We start from the raw sequence: 19435 nt of genomic DNA on the forward strand, positions 1-19435 counted from the left end.
TTTTTATTTTAATAGAAGCTGTCCCAAAAATGCGACAGCTTCTAAATGATATTAATTATGGTGAAATTTTTTAATCAACGATTAAAACAATTTTACCCTGAATATGTCCATTTGCAGCTCGTTCGTGCGCACTTTTAGCATCTGAAAGTGTAAATGTGCTGTCTATGGCAACTTTAATCGTACCGGCTTCTAATAATTTCGCCAGTTCAAAAAGTTGTAAACCATTGGATCGAACCTGTGTCATTGAGACCGTAATATCTAGTTTAGCGGCTTCGTCGTGATCAGAAAAACCTAAAAATACAGGAAACAAAGCACCGCCGGGTTTAATTGTTTTCAGGAAACGACCAGTATTTGCACCTCCCAAAGTGTCCAGAACAATATCAATATTATGAGCAACATCTTCCGGAGGAGTTTTAGTATAGTCAATAAAATGGTTGGCACCCAAATCACGCAAAAACGACTCATGAGTAGTTGATGCTACTGCTGTAACGTTCGCACCTTTCCATTTTGCGAGCTGTACGGCAAAGTGTCCCACACCGCCAGCTGCACCATTTATAAGTATTGTTTTGTCTTTAAGCGGCAATGGCTGATGCATTTCTGCCTGAAGAGGATTTGGATGATTGTGTCCTAATTCGATAAGAAATTGCCATGCCGTTAATCCCGCCATTGCAGAGGCTGCCGCATGTATGTGATCAAGTCCGGAAGGTTTCAAAGCAAGATCTGTTGCCGGAGCAGCTACATATTGTGCATAAGCAGCACTTTCGCCAACACTAGGAAAACGAACCATTCCAAAAACTTCATCTCCCGCAGAGAAATCTGTTACATCTTGGGCAACAGCAACAACAATTCCTGAAACATCTGAACCCAGAATAATAGGAAACGGGACTTGTGGTCTCCATTCCGGCGGAAGCATTTTATAACCATCCCGCAAATACCAATCAGGCGGATTAACGCCTATTGCATGCACGCGAATAAGAACTTCGCCTGACTTTAATTTGGGAACTGGTGCTTCTTCGTAACGTAAAACTTCGGTACCGCCAAACTCATGTAATCTAATTGCCATCATTTTAGATGGAGTTTCAATTGGGTTTGCTTTTTTTTCTAATGATGTCATTCTGTATTATTTTTTTAGTTTTTAAATTTTTCATAAAAGACAAGGGCGTTTTATTGCCATAGAAATTCTTGTCTTTCTATGGCACAAAATTAGATTACGGCATCCGTCAAAAATTAGTCTGAATTGCTAAATATGTAGTCAGAATCTCTGGGATTTTTTTAGAAAAAAGAAAATGAAAGGGTAAAACAGTATTAGAAATAAAGCCTAATAATAACAAACGATAAAACTAAAATTGGTTCAGGAATATTTAATGACATACTTTCAAACAAATACTACCGTTGTAAAAAGAATCTATTGAAAGAAAAAGTCACGAAAATTCTGAGTATATTTATACAGAAGAGTTGATTTTACAAATCAGAAAAAAATAGGGATAACATTTTAAATTTATGAGCTTAAAACATAACGACTTACATAGCAAATTAACTCTTGGAGGTTTATTTATTGCATTAGGAATAATTTACGGAGACATTGGTACTTCGCCTTTATATGTAATGAAAGCCATAATTGGAATTCACAATATTGATAAAAATGTAGTTTTGGGCGGAGTATCTGCGGTACTCTGGACGTTGACTTTGCAAGCTACCATAAAATATATTTTCCTTACGCTAAGTGCTGATAATAATGGGGAAGGCGGTATTTTTGCCCTTTATGCATTGGTAAGGCGTACAAAAGTAAAATGGTTAATTGTTCCGGCTATTATTGGCGGAAGCGCATTGCTTGCAGACGGAATCATAACGCCGCCAATGTCAGTATCTTCAGCAATTGAAGGAATGAGAACCTTATATCCCAAAATTGATACCGTACCCATAATTATTGCTATTTTAGTCGCGCTTTTTGCCATTCAGCAGTTTGGAACTAAATTAGTTGGGAAATTTTTTGCACCTATAATGCTTATTTGGTTTGGAATGCTGGCAGTATTGGGAATCATGCAAATCTCGCATCATCCGGATGTTTTAAAAGCGGTGAATCCTTATTATGCATATCATTTACTAAGTATTCATCCGGAAGGATTTTATGTTTTAGGTTTTGTTTTCCTGTGTACAACGGGAGCCGAAGCTTTATATTCTGACATGGGACATTGCGGCAGAAAAAACATCAGGATCAGTTGGATTTTTGTTAAAAGTGCATTGTTGCTGAACTACTTTGGACAAGCGGCATATTTGATTCAGCATGAAGGGGAAACCTTGTTTAGCCTTGGCGGAAAATACGCAAATCCTTTTTACTTAATGATGCCGGAATGGTTTATTCCTGCCGGAATAATAATTGCTACACTCGCTGCGGTTATCGCTTCGCAAGCTTTGATAAGCGGTTCATTTACTTTAATCAATGAAGCGATTAAGCTTAACTTCTGGCCAAAAGTAAAAATCAAATATCCTACAGAACAAAAAGGACAATTGTATATTCCGTCGATTAACTGGTTGATGATGTTGGGTTGTATTATGATTGTGCTTCATTTTAGGGAATCTCAAAAAATGGAAGCTGCTTACGGACTTGCTATTGTTTTGTGTATGATTATGACCACTTTACTGCTTAATTATTATTTGATAATGAGAAGAATTCCGTGGTATATTATTTCAGCATCAATAACAATTTATATGGTAATCGAAATTAGTTTTTTAATTGCCAGCCTTAACAAATTCATGCACGGCGGATATGTTGCCGTATTTGTTGCCTTAATACTTATTGCCGTAATGTCGACCTGGTGGAAAGCGAAATCGATCAGTAAAAATTACACCAAATATGTACCTATTGATGGTTATAAAAAAGTACTTGCAGAACTAAGCATAGACGAATCAATTCCTAAATATGCAACGCATTTGGTTTATATGACAAATGCTGTAAGAAAGACTGAAATAGAACAGAAAGTGATTTATTCTATCTTGCAAATGCGCCCTAAACGAGCTGATATTTACTGGTTTATTCACATTAATATTGTTGATCATCCTTACAGAAGAGACTATAAAGTTACTGAAATGATCAAAGATGATTTATACCGAATTGATTTTTATCTTGGATTCAGGGAACCCATGAAAACAAATCTAATGTTTAAGGAAGTGATTCGGGATATGGTTATAAATAGGGAAGTAGATATAACAAGCCGTTACTTATCGCTGAACAACAATAACATAATGGGAGATTTTAAGTTTGTGCTGTCTAAAAAAATCCTCTCAATGGATAACGATTTCACGTGGTCTGAGAAGCTAATTATGAATGGTTATTTTTTACTTAAGAAATTCAGTTTGTCTGAGGAAAAAGGTTTTGGACTTGATACCAGTTCTGTAAAAGTCGAAAAATTCCCAATGCTTTTGCATCTTCCGGAAGATTTTAAAATGACAAGAATCCATAATTAAATTTTTTAGGCAGGATTAAAATAGGATATGCAAATGAAAATATAGTTTAGTTCTATATTTTCATTTGCATATCCCTATTAAAAGAAAATTTAGAGAGCGCTAATCTTTACAGAACTGGCTTTGTCATTAAAACTTCCTAAACAGCTATTATTTCCTGTTACTACAACAGATTCTCCGCCGTAATTATCGTTTTGATACATGGTGATTTTATATCCGTTTTCTAATCGAACAGATGACAAATCATCATTTCCAATTCCATACGATTTTAGCTGAGCTAATGTGTAATTACCAACTGGCAAAGCAATTGCATAACCTGTATAATTGCAATTTTGGTAAAGCGTTACAATACCTCCGGCAGTAGATGTATATTTATTATTAGTATAAGTACGGGAAAGATTGCCCACGCCATCAAAATAATTATCAGCTAATTTTGCTGGATCTGTTGCAAATTCCCCACCTTGTACAATCGCATCATTTCCGTCATTCCATGCCCACGGAGCGTTTGCACCGCCAGTTTTAAAATCATTTCCTGTAAAACCTCCAGCCGGACTTGAAAACAATTGTGTATTAAATCTTTGGTCCCATAATCCGCCGCTTTCAAAAATATCAACAAGCTTGTACTCCACATAATTATCATAATTGTCAGCCGGTATTTGTGCTACTCCGCTTGCAGATGGATAATAGATAATTCCGTCTCCATCAATATCGTGCTGCGGCCACGCTTTAAGGCTGTGTCCTTTAGCATCTTGTGCTGTAACAGGATGTAATTCTCCGTTAAAATCTCTCATTTGCAATGTTCCGTCAATGCTTTCCAATCCGCTTACAAAAGAACTTCCGGATGGTACATACGAAAAGAAATCAGAGTGACTTACGGTAACAGCCCCTTTTAATGCACCATAATTAGAACCATCTTTTTCTACAATCATTAATACGCCTTCTAAATCATTTTCGTGCTGATCTAACGAATATAAAAGCGGATTATCTGTCCAGTCTCTTGGAGAGAAAAAAGCATAAGTAATATACCAGTGCGTATTCGATTCTACAATCGAATAGTAACAATGTGCCGCTAAAGAATTGGCAAAAGCCGGAAGATTGTTCCAGTTGTTTTCACCATTCCAGTCATTATCATAATTAATAGCCGTAAGATAATCAGATTTTCCACCTTCGGCATAAGTACCTGTGGCATCTACATCTTTGTAATGAATTGGTGCCCATCTTCTTGCCAAATCAGAAGTTGCTGCCGCACTGATTTTCTTGAAATTTTGCTGCTCTTTTACCACGGCGGTAGTTTCTGTTTCCTCTAATGTCGTGTCCTGACAAGAGAACGTAATTGCAGATAATACAATAATTAACACTTTACTTAAAATCTTCTTTCGATTCTGTTTTTTCATAATTCTGGGTTTAATGGTTTATAACATGTTTAAATTCAATGATTTTGATAAACTATTCGATAGTAAAAGCAACTGATAAAAAAATAGGAATAAGAACAAGAAGTTTATTTTTGAATTATAATTCTTGTTATTTATAAGTACTGTAAAAGAGAAATCGTACTATCTGGGTGGTATTATAATACCGTTAACAAAAAGTTAACAGGATTTAGATTATTTGTTTCTTGCGAAGTCAGTAAAACCGATGCGATAAATAGAGTATATATCGCGGTGAGGATAGCATGTTTACTTACTTTATAACAATGATATCAGGAAGATTAAGATATGTTGTCCATAAGTTAAATTATGGTTAAGTGGTTGTGTGGGTTTGTATTTTAAGATAATTAATGCTGAAATTTACAAGTCGATCAATAAAGTAAAACAATTTATTTTCCTGTAACTGAAGTTTATTAAACGTGCAAAACTCACTTATTCCCGCAGAAATTTCGTGGCTTTCTTTCAACAACTGTATTTTAGATGAAGCTGATGATGCCAATAATGCATTATACGAACGAATTAAATTTTTAGCCATTCATTCTTCTAATCTGGACGAATTTTTCAGGGTTAAAATCAGAAAATTGCTAATCAAAAATTCAAAGAAAAATAAAGATCTACTGGATAAAATTCTGGCAGAAGTTAATCTTCAGCAAAATAGATTTGGAATAATCTGGAACAGTTCGATATTGCGTGAATTAAAAGCGAATGACATTGTTTACTATGAAAATCAGGAACTTTTAGAAGAACATTTGAATGAGATCGAATACTATTTTAAAAGTATTATTTTGTCTTATATTCAGGTAATTTATATTTCTATAAGCTTTCCCAGAACTTATTTTTTAAGCAATCGAAGCTTGTACTTTATGGTAAAACTAAAAGACAGGGCAGGCAATTTTCATTATGCTTATCTAAATATTCCGTCTGATAAACTGGATCGATATAAACAATTGCAAAGTCAGGGAAATACGCATTATATTATTTCGATTGATACCATAATAAAAAATTGTTTATCGCTAATATTTCCCAATGAAAAAGTGGTTTCCTGTAATGCCATAAAACTAAACAGGGATGAAAATTATCTGATAGAAGATGAAAACTCAGGAGATTTAATTGCTAAAATTGAAGCAAAAATAGAAGAACGAAAACGAGGTTCATCGACAAGGTTTCTATATGATTATAATATGGATGCAGATACAATTTTGGTCTGTAAAAAAGCATTTCAGCTTAAAAAAGACGAGATGATAAAAGGAGGAACGCATCATAATCTTTATGATTTATTCAAGTTTCCAAATCCTCTTAAACCAAATCCTCTTAAACCAAATCTTCAGGGAGCAAATTATCCCGGACTTAAACATTTGCCTTTTGAAAGTAATAAGTCTATTTTTGAAATTATTGATAAGCAAAATCAGTTGCTGCACTTTCCGTATCAATCGTATTATTATGTATTACAGTTCTTTAATCAGGCGGCAATTAATAGAAACGTTCTTGAGATAAAAATTACATTATACCGCATTTCGTCACAATCGCTAATTGCAAATGCATTGATAAGCGCAGCAAAAAACGGAAAAAAAGTAACTGTTTTTGTAGAGGTAAAAGCGCGTTTTGATGAATACAATAATTTATTCTGGTCTAGGGAAATGAAAAATGCCGGAATAAAAATAATTCAGAGTATGCCTAATTTAAAGGTTCATGCAAAAGTGGCGACCGTTACCATGAAAGACAAATATGGTAATAAAAAATACTACAGTTACTTATCAACCGGAAATTTCAACGAAAGTACCGCAAGTATTTATTCCGACTTTGGTTTTTTTACTTCCGAAGAAAAATATACAAATGACCTAAAGAAAGTTTTTACTTTTTTAAAAACAAAAGAAAAGTCAGAAGAAATAAATCACCTTTTGGTAGCTGGTTTTAATATGAAAGATCAATTAATAGAGTTGATTGATAATGAAATACAAAACAAAAAAGAAGGTAAACCAGCTTCGATATTTTTAAAAGTAAACGGCGTTGACGAACAGGATATTATAAACAAACTCATAGAAGCAAGTCAGGCAAATGTTGAAGTAACGCTTATAGTTCGCGGAATTTGCACGTTATTGCCCGGAATTACGGGAGTTTCTGAAAACATAAAAATCTATCGCATCGTAGATATGTTTTTAGAACATTCGAGAATTTATAAATTTGCGAATAATGGCAATGAAAAGATTTACTTGTCCTCTGCAGATATGTTAAACCGAAATTTAAATCGAAGAATTGAAGTTGCTTTTCCTATATCTGATGAAAATCATATGGCAGAAATTAATAAAATTATCGAATTGCAATTAGAAGATAATACAAAAAGAAGAGAGATTAATTCTGAAGGTCAAAACGAATTGCATGCAATTGAAAACGATATTCCAAGACGTTCTCAAACAGAAATTTACAACTGGATATCTGCCAATAATCAGGTTGAAGTTTATAACGATTAAAACTCATAATAAGTAAATAACATAAAAAAGCCCATTTTGTTAGAAATAGGCTTTTGTGTTAATGATCTCAACTTAAGATAATTATATTAGTTATAATAAAAATATTTAAGCTTTGGTTTTATAGCGCATCCCAGGTTGCACTAGGATAATAAATAGAACTTGTTACCGGAGCTGTCCAGTAATCCTGACTTCCGCCACGGAAAGTGTGCAAACTTACTGCATTCACATTTCGTTTAGAATCGTTAGTTACCCAACGAATTTTTTGATTCAGCATTTCCGTTCCATTTACATAATACTTGACATATCCGTCTGTATTTGATCCTGTATTTAACTTAACAGATATCTGGCAGTTATAGGTAACACCTTCCTGAATGTAATATTTTTTTCCAAAATCATTACCATATTGTCCCGGCTGATCTTTATAATATACGTAAGGTTGTAGATAAGCTCCGCTTCCTTTGGCAGTGTTTGATCCGTTGGGACAATACCACATAAATCTGGCACTTCCGCCATTACCGTCCCATCCCGGATCGCCACCGGTATTTTGATCGCCAATTAATATACCATATCCGCATTTACCACCTCTGCTCCAATAAAATCCAGAGTTAAATTTCATCGTGAACCAAACGGTGTAAACATCTCCGGACCAAACGCCAAATGATGTACACAAACCACCCGGACATGTTAGGGTATTTGTTTTTAAGGTAATCGTTCTGGCTGCGGCACTACCGGCTGCTGCTGCGGCTAAGGCTTCGGCTTTGTTTGTGTTTTGCGAGACGTCGTTGTTAACAATTTTTAACTCGTCTTTGATAGTGCTTTCCGGCACATTTAGAGCTTGTTCCTTTTCGCAGGAATTAAATACTAATGCTGTAATAAATAGCAAACTGGTTAATTTAAATGCTTTTTTCATTTTTAAAGGTTAAGGGTTAGTAATAATTAATAGTGAGTAAATAATAAAATAATAATCATCTTTTTATACTGAAACAAAAGCCTTTTGCAATTCTCAAAATCCGTATCGAATAGATATATAAATAAAAAGATGTTTTTTATTTGATTCTGTTTCAGGTAATTATATTGAAATTGGTATGCTGTTATATTTTATTGTTGAATACAAACCACATTTATGCGATTAGTAATTGACACTACAAAGTTGATTAATAACAAGTTGCACAGGGAGTAAAAAAGTACGTTTTTGGGTACAAAAAAATCTGATAGATGTGTTTTATACTTATTTTTTAGATTTTAAAAATGATATTATCAAAAAATAGACGAAAAAATTATGCAGTCTTAAAATGATGGTTTTGATACAACTAAGATTGTTGCTTAATATAAAAATAAAAAAACAGGCTCTATACAAAGCCTGTTTTTTAATATAATCAAAGTGATTTTTGTTTTATGATTTTTGAAGAAATTGCCTCAAAACATATTGAAGTATTCCGTCATTTTTATAATATTCTATTTCGATTTGAGAGTCAAGTCTTGCTATAACATTAAAATTGAATATTTCTCCATTTTCTTTAACGGCAGTAATTGATAATTCTTTCAAAGGCGTAACATTTTCTGCAATTCCGTTTATGGTAAAAACTTCTTTTCCGGTAAGTCCTAAACTCGCCGCATTTTCACCTTTTTTATATTGGAGCGGTAATACACCCATACCAACCAGATTGCTTCGATGGATTCTCTCGTAACTTTCTGCCAAAACAGCTTTTACGCCAAGCAGGAAAGTTCCTTTCGCAGCCCAGTCTCTTGATGATCCGCTTCCATATTCTTTTCCGGCAAGAATAACTAAAGGGGTTTGGGCTTCTTTATATTTAACCGATGCTTCGTAAATACTCATTTCTTCTCCCGTTGGAAGATAGGTCGTAAAACCACCTTCTTGTTTGGCCAATCCATTTTTGATACGAACATTGGCAAATGTTCCTCTTATCATTACTTCATCGTGACCTCTTCTGGAACCATACGAATTGAAATCATTTTTTTCTACACCGCGGCTTAAAAGATAACTTCCTGCTGCAGAATTCTCTTTAAAAGATCCTGCCGGCGAAATGTGATCTGTAGTTACGCTGTCTCCCAAAACCAATAATGTACGGGCATTTGTTATATCCTGCAGCGCTTTTGGGTGATCCGGAAGATCCTTGAAAAACGGGGCTTCTTTTATATAAGTTGAATTATCATCCCAACGGTAAATTTTTTCATTAGGAATTTCAAGCTGTTTCCATGTTTCATTACCTTCAAATATGGTCGAATAACTGGATTCGAATTGTTTTGGAGTCAGGACTTCGCTTAATATTTTGCTGATCTCATCATTTTCCGGCCATAAATCTTTAAGATATACAGGCAACAGATTAGAATCATAAGCAAGTGGTTCATTTATAATGTCAATATCGACTCTTCCGGCTATGGCAAAAATAACCACAAGCATTGGCGACATTAAAAAGTTCATTTTAACCTGAGGATGAATTCTGGCTTCAAAATTCCTGTTTCCTGAAAGCACAGATGCAAGTACAAGATCATGTTCTTCTGCAGCTTTTGCGACATGCGGAGGCAAAGGCCCGGAGTTACCAATACAAGAGGTACAACCATAACCTACGACATGAAATTTCAGAGCTTCAAGATCTTTTAGTAAATCTGCTTTGATCAAATAATCCGTTACTACTTTTGAGCCCGGAGCAAGTGAGGTTTTTACCCATGGTTTTATATTTACTCCTTTTTCTCTCGCTTTTTTGGCAATTAATCCCGCACCAATCATCAGGAAAGGATTCGAAGTATTGGTACAAGATGTTATGGCGGCAATGGCAACTGAACCATCTGAAAGCGTAAATTGTTCTGAACCAATAGTGACAACGACACTTTTACTTCCGTTTTCTATTTTTGGGTCAATCTGAACTTTCTCAGGAACTGGTTTGTTTTCGTTTAAAGGCTGTGAACCGCCTTCTGCAAACCAGGTTGTAGTTTGCTTTGTGTGTTTTTTATATTTTCTTCCAAAGTTTTTATCCAGTGCATCGGCAAATGCAGGCTCCAGATTTTTAAGCAATATTTTGTCTTGTGGTCTTTTTGGTCCGGCAATAACTGGCTCAATAGAAGACAGATCAAGTTCCAGAACATCTGTATAAACAATCGCTTCGTCGCCAGTTCTCCAAAGCATATTGGCTTTGCAATAATCTTCGACCAAATGAATTTGTTCTTCAGATCTGTTGCTGAGCCTCATATATTCTAATGTTTTTTCGTCAGTAGGGAAGTAGGTCACGGTACATCCAAATTCAGGAGACATATTTCCGATTGTTGCACGATCCGGAACACTTAAATTATCAAGACCGGAGCCAAAAACTTCTACAAATTTGCCAACAACTCCGTATTTACGAAGTAATTCTGCAATAGTCAGCACCATATCTGTAGAGGTTGAACCCAACGGAATTTTACCAGTCAGTTTAAGTCCGATAACTTCCGGCATAATAAAATAAATAGGCTGTCCCAGAATTGCAGCTTCGGCTTCAATACCACCCACGCCCCAGGCAATAACACCAATTCCGTTTACCATAGGAGTATGACTGTCAGTTCCTACCAGTGTATCCGGAAAAACTTCGCCATTGCGTTCAATCACACCTTTAGAAAGATATTCAAGATTAACCTGATGACAAATTCCCATTCCGGGCGGTACTACACTAAAATTGGCAAAAGATTGCTGTGCCCATTTTAAAAACTGATAACGTTCGCTATTACGTTTGTATTCTTCATCCATATTTCGCTGATACGAATATTCTGTTCCAAAGTAATCAACTTGTACAGAATGGTCTACAACTAAATCTACGGGAATAAGCGGATTAATAGCATCGGGATTTTTTCCTCTTCTTGCAGCTTCAGCACGAAGCGAAGCGATATCAACTACAGCCGGAACACCCGTAAAATCCTGCATAAGTACTCTTGCAGGTTTAAAAGGAATGTCTTTGTCTGATGCTTCTGGTTTCCAGTTTAATAATGTCTCAATGTTTTCTTTAGTAATAGCAAAATCATCAAAATTCCGCAATACATTTTCTAATAGAATACGGATAGAAAACGGCATTTTTTCGATTTCAAATCCCTGCTTCTGCATCTCAGTAAGACTATAGTATGAAAACTCTCTGCCGGCAGTTTTTAATACTTTTTTTATTTGGTAAATGTCATTTTGCATAATAAAATGGTATATAATTAAAAATCAATAAAAGGTAACAGATATAAATTATTTTTGGTCTTAAGTAAAAGTTAAAAAGCCGTCTAAAAATTAGACAGCTTTTTAATCCTTATTATTTGGATTTTTGCACTATGTTGAATTAATTAATTTTTACCAAATGTTCTTCAATAGCGGCTCTTTGAGACTCGTATTGCGCAGGAAGTTTTAAGTTTAAACCTAATTCTTCTAAGCTTTCATCTACTGTAAATCCGGGATTATCAGTAGCAATTTCAAATAAAACGCCTCCCGGTTCTCTAAAATACAAAGAATGAAAATATTGTCTGTCAATTTGTGGCGTAATAGATAATCCGTAAGCTTCGACTTTTTCACGGAACTGCATTAAAATCTCGTCATTTTTTACACGAAAAGCAACGTGGTGTACAGAACCGTTTGCAACATGACCGCGTTTTTCGTCTGCCAGTTCAACCAAATCTACAATTGCAGCACTTTCTACAGCATCTGTAGCATATCTGTAACGGTTTACATCTTGTGCAATTAGTTTATAACCAAATATTTCTGTTAAGACTGCAGCAGTTGGTTTAATATTGTTTAAAGTCAAAGTAATGTTATGAAAACCTTTTGTAGCTACATCTGCTTTTACTTCGTCAGTTTCCCAGCCTTTTCTGTTGTCCTCTGTTTTAGACTCGATTAATTCTAATTTTAAACCATCCGGATCTAAGAAAGTAAGATATTTTTCGCCGAATTTTTCTGAAGGTTTGTTGTAAATTACATTGTATTGCTCAAAACGTTTTTGCCAGAAATCAAGACTTCCTTTAGGAACAGAATATCCAATTTCTGTAGCCATTCCGGAACCTTTTACTCCTTGCTGAATTCCTTCTCCCCAAGGAAAAAAAGTTAAGATTGTACCTGCGCTTCCAACTTCATCACCAAAATAAAAATGATACGTTCCCGGATCGTCAAAATTCACTGTTTTTTTAATGAAACGTAATCCTAGTATTTTTGAGTAAAAGTTAAAGTTGCGTTTGGCGTCTCCTGCAATTGCAGTAATATGATGTAAGCCTAAAATTGTATTTTCCATGGTATTTAAATATTAAATTGTTATTGTTTTGTTATTGATTTCTTTTACAAATTTACTCACGTTACAGCGATGAATCGATTAACCTAGATTAAGAAATAAAAAGCTGTTTTATTGTTGGGAAAACTATTAAACAAATAATATTCCAACTGTTTTAAGTAATTGTTTTGTAGTGTTTTAATTGTAATTAAAGTTTTGAATCTGACGATATATCGTAATTTTATGATGCAAGCCATTTTATTTAGAAAAGAGATAAAATCCTTACTTATATTTTCTTGTTTCAGGATAGAAATACCGACCGAAACTAGTAAAAAAAAGCCGACAAATCGTCGGCAGTTTATAATTTTATAAATATTGATTTTCGAAGTTTTGGTTCAATATTTTTTGTTTTGTGTCCTTTACCTGTAGTATCTTCCACCAAAAGAATTGATCCTGTTTCAAATTTTCTTTTGTTACCTAATGACGTTTCAATTTCTACGCCGCCGTCCAGCAAGACAATATATTGACGGTCCGGAGCATTATGAAAATCATAGTCGTAGGAGGGATTTACTTCCCGGAAAACGATAGATTTTACAGGTTCATCATCAGATAAAAATCCAATATCGCCATTGTTTTTCAACGGAATCTCGAAGTCTTCAAAATGACTATCGCCATTTTCATCGCTGTAAATTCGGGTAATCAGAACCATTATTTTGTAAAAACAAGTTCGTTAGCTAGATCTATTTCGTCCTGACTTATGGTATGTCCCATATTTGGGTATATTTTTTTAGTAACTGATGCTCCCAATTTTTTAAAAAGTGCTTCAGATTCATTTACTCTTTCTACAGGAACATGAAAATCAGGATCACTTGTACCAATGAAAACTGGTGTGTTTTCGAAATTTCCGGCATAATGATTTTCATAGACTTTATCGCCAATCAATCCGCCTGTAAAAGCGACAACGCCTCCATATTTTGCAGCGTTTCGGGCTGTAAACTCTAACGCCAGACAAGCACCTTGCGAAAATCCAAGAAAATAAATATTCTCTTTTTCGATTCCGTTTTGCTGAACTGCTACAACAGCCTGATGAATAGCTTCTAACGATCTTGAAAAAGAAGGTTCATTTTCGTTAAGAGGCGCTAAAAACGAATACGGATACCAAGTCCTGTTTTCTGCCTGAGGCGCCACCAATGCAAAATCATCAACCTTAAGATGTCTCGCAACCGAAAGAATATCATGAGCACTTGCGCCACGGCCATGAATCATAATCAAGGCTTTTTTAGCTTCGTTTAAAGGTACGCCGTCTGTTAAAATTTCTGTATTCATAAGTTTAATTTTTAGTAATAATTGGAGAAGTAGTGATCTGTCCTGTTTTAATTATTTTTTCCAGATATCCTTATATTCTTCCGGATTTTTTTTGAACTGCGCATGAACGTATGGACAAAGCGGTAAAACCATTAAATTATTCGCACGTGCATAAGATGTCATTTCGTTCAGCAGTTTTTTTGCATAACCTTTTCCTTCTGCTTCAGGTTCTACGCCTGTGTGGTAAACAGTCAATACATCAGGTTTGATACTCAGCGTCATTTCGCCTTGTTTTTTGTCATCAACATAAAGATTAAAAGCACCGTGTTTTTTTTCGTCTAATTCTAGTTTAATGGTTTCCATATTCGTGTTATATTTTGTTATTGATCGTTGTTAAATTTCTTTTACAAACTTAGACAAGACTCGAAAATCTATCGATTAATCTAAATTAAGAAAGATTTTAATCTTGTAGTTTTCCTTTTTTAATTTTTAAAAACGGCATAATAAGTTTGGAATTTTAATCTTCTGTACTGGTTATCTCAAAGTTAATACTCAATAGCAAATAAATTTCAAATAATGTGCCTTAAAATGAAACAGCTTCATTTAAAGGTAATTACTGATTTTTAGATTTTGTAATTTACCGATATATCGTAGATTTTTAGAGCGTAATTACAGGATATAGAAATTTCCTGAATTAATCTCAGATACAAAATTCAGAATTTAGAAATCAAATAAAAAAGTATAAAATAGAAAATGAAGTTAATAGCCTATTGAAAGCTTTAACCAAAAAGGAAATACAAATCGAAAGATTTTATGAAGCATGGAAGATCTGGCATCCGGAATTGGATGAGATTTGTATGCCGGATTAAAAAAGATTTTCCTCTGGGATAAGTACAGGAATTGTGCCAACGAAACAGGAATTCTGTTTATCTTTTTAAAACACCTAATTACAAAATAACGTATTGTCTATTTTAATCATACCTTTTATAGTAATAATACTTTTATCGGTACTTGAATTTAAAAAGATAAGACCTTCATTATCCAAAACGATTAGTGCATTTAATACCGTTGCCTGCTTTTCTTTTTCGATGGATATATAGTCTGAAAATGCTATTGTAATATCAATAGCTGGTGTCAGAAGGCTGGTAAGCTCTTCTAAAGTGCAGCTCATTCCGTATCTTACGGCAAGTATCTGCAGAATTTTTATATGAAATGTAGATAATGTTTCCATGATAAACTGCTTTAAAAATATATACGAAAATTGATAAATAATGGATTTATTGAAGCATGTCTATTAGTTAAATAATTTGGAATACAAGTGTTTATGGTTTTGTTTCTCTAAAAACGACTCGCTTAATTTTATAATTTCTCCCCTAAATAATATAACAGGAATATGCAGAAAGTATTTAAAATTTGTATAGAAAGATTAATTTAAAAACACCTGAAAAGTAAGGCTGTTTATTTTAGTTTAAAATCAAATCTTTAACATTGTAATGCTGCCTTTTTTTTGAACGATAACGGGCATTCTAATCAATAATAACGACCAAATGGATAATTATAACAACAAACGTATTGCAATATTAGGTGGCGGTCCAAGCGGACTTTTTATTTATAAAAGACTTGTTGAATCAGGAGTTAAGAATTTTGAAGTTGATATTTTCGAGCGAAAATCTCAATTGGGTTCCGGAATGCCTTATAGTCCTGAAGGTGCAAATGATGAACATATAACGAATGTTTCAGACAATGAAGTACCGGAAATTGTTACTTCTATGGCGGATTGGATAAAAACCGCTCCGCAAGAATTATTGGAAAGATTTAATATGGATCCCGATAAATTTAATGAGTATAAGGTAATTCCAAGGCTGTTATTTGGTTACTATCTTTCGGCACAGTTTGAAATGCTTCGCACTCTTGGAGAAGATGCTGGAATTACTACCCGAACACATTTTCAAACTATGGTTACTGATATAAGTTATGACTTAAAAAATGCAGTAGTTTATGTTCAGACTATGGATGCAGATCTCAAAGAATTTGATTTTGCCATTATCAGCACAGGACATAACTGGCCCATTCGTTACGAAGGAAAAATACAAGGTTATTATGATGCTCCATATCCTCCTCAAAAGCTTGTAAAGCGTTTTAATCATGCTGTTGCTGTAAAAGGATCATCTTTGACCGCAATCGATGCAATTAGAACAATTGCTAGAAATAATGGATCATTTGAAAAAGGGACTGATGGAATTTTAAATTTTAAATTGCTTCCTGAAAGCGCTGATTTTAAAATTATGATGCATTCGCGCAGTGGCATGCTTCCGGCGGTTCGTTTTCACTTAGAAGATTCTCATTTGTCTAATAAATCTTTATTGACGGCGAAAGAAATAGAAGAGCACCGCAAAAATAATGATGGGTTTTTATCACTTGATTTTATTTTTGAAAAGGATTTTAAAGAAATATTCCGGGAGAAGGATTATGAATTTTATCAACGCATTGAATCACTTTCTATCGAAGATTTTGTTGCAGAAATGATGGAATTACGAGAACGTCTGGATCCTTTTCAGCTTTTAAAAGCAGAATATGCCCAGGCAGAAAAATCGATTAAAAGACAAGAATCAGTGTATTGGAAAGAAATGCTGGCTGTTCTTAGTTTTGCGATGAACCATCCAGCTAAATATTTATCAGCAGAAGATATGCAACGGCTTCAAAAAGTACTAATGCCTTTAATTTCGATTGTAATTGCATTTGTTCCTCAAAAATCCTGTGAAGAACTGCTTGCTCTTTATCATGCTGATGTTCTTAAACTTGTGGCTGTTGGAGATGACAGTACGGTTGAACCTCAAAATCAGGGAGGTATAGTGTATCATTTTACTGATGAAGAGAATAAAAAACATTCCGTTTCTTATAATACATTTATCGATTGTGTAGGGCAGCCGCATTTATCTTATCAGGATTTTCCCTTTAAGAGTTTATTGTCGCAGCGTGCTATTAGTCCGGCTCGTTTAAAATTTAAATCAAATGTTGCAGGCGAGACTGCTTATGCAAACGATCAAAAAGCTATTGAAAAAGATGCACAGGGAGCTTATTTTCTAAACGTTTCCGGAATAGCAATCAATGACAATTTTCAGATTATTGATGAGTATGGCGCATACAATAAACATATTTATATTATGGCTGTACCTTATATTGGTGGTCTTAACCCTGATTATTCAGGTTTGGATTTCTGTGAAGCTGCTTCGTTGCGAATCGTAAATGATATCTTAAAAACATAAAAATAAACAATACTATTTCTTTTACCTACTTACAAAAACTAAAAAAACTCGAATTTTTAAATTCGAGTTTTTTAGTTTTAATAGCATAAAATAATAAGTTATCTAAGCAATTTCATTTTGAAATTCTTCTTCTTCTGAATCGTGCAAATTTGTATATTTTTTGATCCCTACAGCAATTATAGGAATGGTTATTCCTGCTAGTATTCCTGCTGTTTTGTTATGACCGTTTTTCTTGAGGTATGATGATAGCAATAATGTTCCTATTGCCCCACACAGTATATATTCGGCTGGGATATCATCTATTTTTTCCTCTATAAATCGTGTTATATCTTCAAGATTTTCTTGATTAATTAAATTTTCCATATGTTTAAGTTAAAAAACAAAGTTTTGATTTTTGTTTAATTGTTATCTATTTGTCTGGCGTGCCAGTTGTTTGGTTCTCTTCTTCAGGTTATATTTATCATATTTCTAATCAAAATTATCCTCAATATTTTCTTCGGGATTTCCGAGATTAAAATTATAATGATTGCTATTTGTTGATTTACTTTCAAAAGCACTTTCCAGATAATCATCATAATTCAACAATAGTTGTTCTTCATAAGAGGTAACATCGCTTTCAGATTCCTCAGAAATAGTAAAGTAATTTTTTGATTTCATATAAGAAGTTTTAGATTAATAACTTACAGCTATCTAATTTTCACTTTAGACCTATTAAAAGTAGCTTTTTTGCAAGGTGTAATTTTATATAATTTTCGAGATCGATTGTTAAATTTTCATGTGTTCCAAATAAACTTAAAAAGTTAATGTTGTTCTGCTGATAAAAAATATTATTCCATTTTTATAATTCCTTTTTCTACTGCGGTTAAAAGGGTATGGTAATCTTTTTTGTTTTGTTTGTGGTAAAGAATTGAAAAACGCCCAATTGCTTTTTTAAATTTGTCATTTTTGCCAATATATCCAGCTATCGCAGCAGCTTTACCCGATCTGGCATGAGCCTGTGCAAGTGCCCATCCGCAAGAATTGGCATAGTGCATGAGGTTTTTGAAATTCATAGTTTCTATAACAGGTTTTATTTTTGCATCACGCATTTGTCTTATATAATAATCCCGACCATTATCATCAGATGTCCATCCTAAAAAAATATCAGACGCAGACTGCATTAAACGCTGACCGTTAACCACCCGCTGACCATGATGTTCATAATCACTCTTGGCAGTAAATGGTGTGAGCACACTTTGATATGCTTCTTTAAACTGCAAGAATAGCGGATCTCCTGAATCAGATAATAAAAGAATTACGCCACACCAGGTACCAACACTTCCTACACCAACAACTTTTACGGCTACATCCTGAATTTTATAGTTTTCCAGTAATACCTTACGATCATCAGGAAGAGATTCTATATATCGCACAAATGCATTTTCAGCCAGATTTAAAAAAGCTTCTTGTCTACTGCCTTCCAAATGATAAATAAGGGGAGGATTGTCTAAAATCGTAACTTTTCCGTCTTTTATCTCAGTCATTTTTTCAAACTCTTTTTCATGAGGCGTTCGTTCAGAAGCTTTTTCAAGACGTTTTTGATCTAACTTTTTTGACAACGGATCACTGCTGGATTTAATCATATCTTCAAACCGAATATCTTCATACCAAACCTGAAGTGCAGACATTTTAGCATAATTCCGCATATTTTTGGTGTAGCTGGCGACAACTAATTCTGCTATTTTTCTGGATTTAGTTTTAGAAAATCCTTTATGTCTGGCTGCAATTGTAAAACTGGCCGCCAAACGCTTGACATCCCATTCCCATGGAGCAACAGCCGTTTCATCAAAGTCGTTTATATCAAAAATAATGTTCCGTTCCGGCGTTGCAAATCCGCCAAAATTCAGCAAGTGACAATCTCCACATACCTGTATATGAAGTTCAGTAGATTTTTGTTCGACAAGATCAACAGCCATAACTCCCGCTGCACCACGAAAATGTGTAAACGGCGATTCTAAAATACGTTGGTATCTTATGGGCAACAACTCTTCAATACGTCCTTTTGTGCGTTCTATATGCAAGTCGACTACATTGCGTTCCTGTATCCGGAATTTTCCATGCGATGATCTCGAACAATTTTTTCTTAGCGATCGGCCAAAAGCATATTGATCTTTTCTGGTTTGTTTGAGCTGTTGTAAATTTTGGATTTCAGGATTTTCAGAACTCATCTGTTTATTTTTATATTATACGATTCCATTGCAATAGGCACTAAATAAAGCTGATATTTAGGATAAAAAGTCATAAAT

15 protein-coding genes are annotated in these 19435 nt (G+C 34.2%); 3 read left to right on the forward strand and 12 right to left on the reverse strand.

From position 1 onward, the window contains the following. Positions 1-70 precede the first annotated feature (70 nt). Positions 71-1114: an NADP-dependent oxidoreductase gene (locus ASF10_RS11520; RefSeq protein WP_056249179.1), complete on the reverse strand. Its 1044-nt coding sequence runs from the start codon at positions 1112-1114 to the stop codon at positions 71-73. Positions 1115-1500: 386 nt separating this feature from the next. Here ASF10_RS11520 and ASF10_RS11525 point away from each other — a divergent pair, with 386 nt between their 5' ends. After that, the gene (locus ASF10_RS11525) at positions 1501-3465 is read left to right on the forward strand and encodes a KUP/HAK/KT family potassium transporter (protein ID WP_056249183.1); all 1965 of its coding nucleotides are present in this window, start codon (positions 1501-1503) and stop codon (positions 3463-3465) included. A gap of 89 nt (positions 3466-3554) precedes the next feature. Here the strand turns inward: ASF10_RS11525 and ASF10_RS11530 are convergent, their stop codons facing one another. Further along, complete coding sequence (locus ASF10_RS11530; RefSeq protein ID WP_056249186.1) at positions 3555-4856, reverse strand: hypothetical protein; 1302 nt, start codon at positions 4854-4856, stop codon at positions 3555-3557. Positions 4857-5308: 452 nt separating this feature from the next. Between ASF10_RS11530 and ppk1 the strand changes: the two genes are divergently transcribed. Further along, positions 5309-7357, forward strand: a complete 2049-nt coding sequence (gene ppk1, locus ASF10_RS11535) for a polyphosphate kinase 1 (RefSeq protein WP_056249189.1) — start codon at positions 5309-5311, stop codon at positions 7355-7357. 118 nt (positions 7358-7475) lie between these two features. On the opposite strand, the gene ASF10_RS11540 is transcribed toward ppk1, so the two are convergent. The 7 genes from ASF10_RS11540 to ASF10_RS11570 form a co-directional block, all read right to left on the reverse strand. Then, a complete protein-coding gene (locus ASF10_RS11540; protein ID WP_056249191.1) occupies positions 7476-8267 on the reverse strand; it encodes a polysaccharide lyase in 792 nt (263 codons plus the stop codon). 483 nt (positions 8268-8750) lie between these two features. After that, complete coding sequence (gene acnA, locus ASF10_RS11545) at positions 8751-11525, reverse strand: aconitate hydratase AcnA (protein ID WP_056249195.1); 2775 nt, start codon at positions 11523-11525, stop codon at positions 8751-8753. A 139-nt stretch (positions 11526-11664) separates the two neighbouring features. After that, the gene (locus tag ASF10_RS11550) at positions 11665-12603 is read right to left on the reverse strand and encodes a ring-cleaving dioxygenase (protein WP_056249197.1); all 939 of its coding nucleotides are present in this window, start codon (positions 12601-12603) and stop codon (positions 11665-11667) included. A 334-nt stretch (positions 12604-12937) separates the two neighbouring features. After that, positions 12938-13288, reverse strand: a complete 351-nt coding sequence (locus ASF10_RS11555) for a hypothetical protein (RefSeq protein WP_056249199.1) — start codon at positions 13286-13288, stop codon at positions 12938-12940. Continuing rightward, complete coding sequence (locus ASF10_RS11560; protein WP_056249201.1) at positions 13288-13905, reverse strand: alpha/beta hydrolase; 618 nt, start codon at positions 13903-13905, stop codon at positions 13288-13290. Before ASF10_RS11560 ends, ASF10_RS11555 begins: the two co-directional genes overlap by 1 nt. A gap of 51 nt (positions 13906-13956) precedes the next feature. Then, on the reverse strand, positions 13957-14247 hold the full coding sequence (locus ASF10_RS11565; protein ID WP_056249203.1) for a GNAT family N-acetyltransferase: 291 nt from the start codon (positions 14245-14247) through the stop codon (positions 13957-13959). Between the two features lie 580 nt (positions 14248-14827). Continuing rightward, positions 14828-15115 carry a hypothetical protein gene (locus ASF10_RS11570; RefSeq protein WP_056249205.1) on the reverse strand — a complete coding sequence of 96 codons (288 nt, stop codon included), beginning with the start codon at positions 15113-15115 and terminating at the stop codon, positions 14828-14830. A 316-nt stretch (positions 15116-15431) separates the two neighbouring features. Here ASF10_RS11570 and ASF10_RS11575 point away from each other — a divergent pair, with 316 nt between their 5' ends. Next, on the forward strand, positions 15432-17150 hold the full coding sequence (locus ASF10_RS11575; protein WP_056249208.1) for an FAD/NAD(P)-binding protein: 1719 nt from the start codon (positions 15432-15434) through the stop codon (positions 17148-17150). Positions 17151-17252: 102 nt separating this feature from the next. Here the strand turns inward: ASF10_RS11575 and ASF10_RS11580 are convergent, their stop codons facing one another. From ASF10_RS11580 to ASF10_RS11590, 3 genes are all read right to left on the reverse strand, one after another. After that, on the reverse strand, positions 17253-17513 hold the full coding sequence (locus ASF10_RS11580) for a hypothetical protein (protein WP_056249211.1): 261 nt from the start codon (positions 17511-17513) through the stop codon (positions 17253-17255). 105 nt (positions 17514-17618) lie between these two features. After that, on the reverse strand, positions 17619-17807 hold the full coding sequence (locus ASF10_RS11585; RefSeq protein WP_056249215.1) for a hypothetical protein: 189 nt from the start codon (positions 17805-17807) through the stop codon (positions 17619-17621). Positions 17808-17977: 170 nt separating this feature from the next. Continuing rightward, a complete protein-coding gene (locus ASF10_RS11590; protein WP_056249220.1) occupies positions 17978-19357 on the reverse strand; it encodes a DUF2252 domain-containing protein in 1380 nt (459 codons plus the stop codon). Positions 19358-19435 lie beyond the last annotated feature (78 nt).

It is taken from the genome of Flavobacterium sp. Leaf82 (assembly GCF_001422725.1).
Taxonomy (GTDB): domain Bacteria; phylum Bacteroidota; class Bacteroidia; order Flavobacteriales; family Flavobacteriaceae; genus Flavobacterium.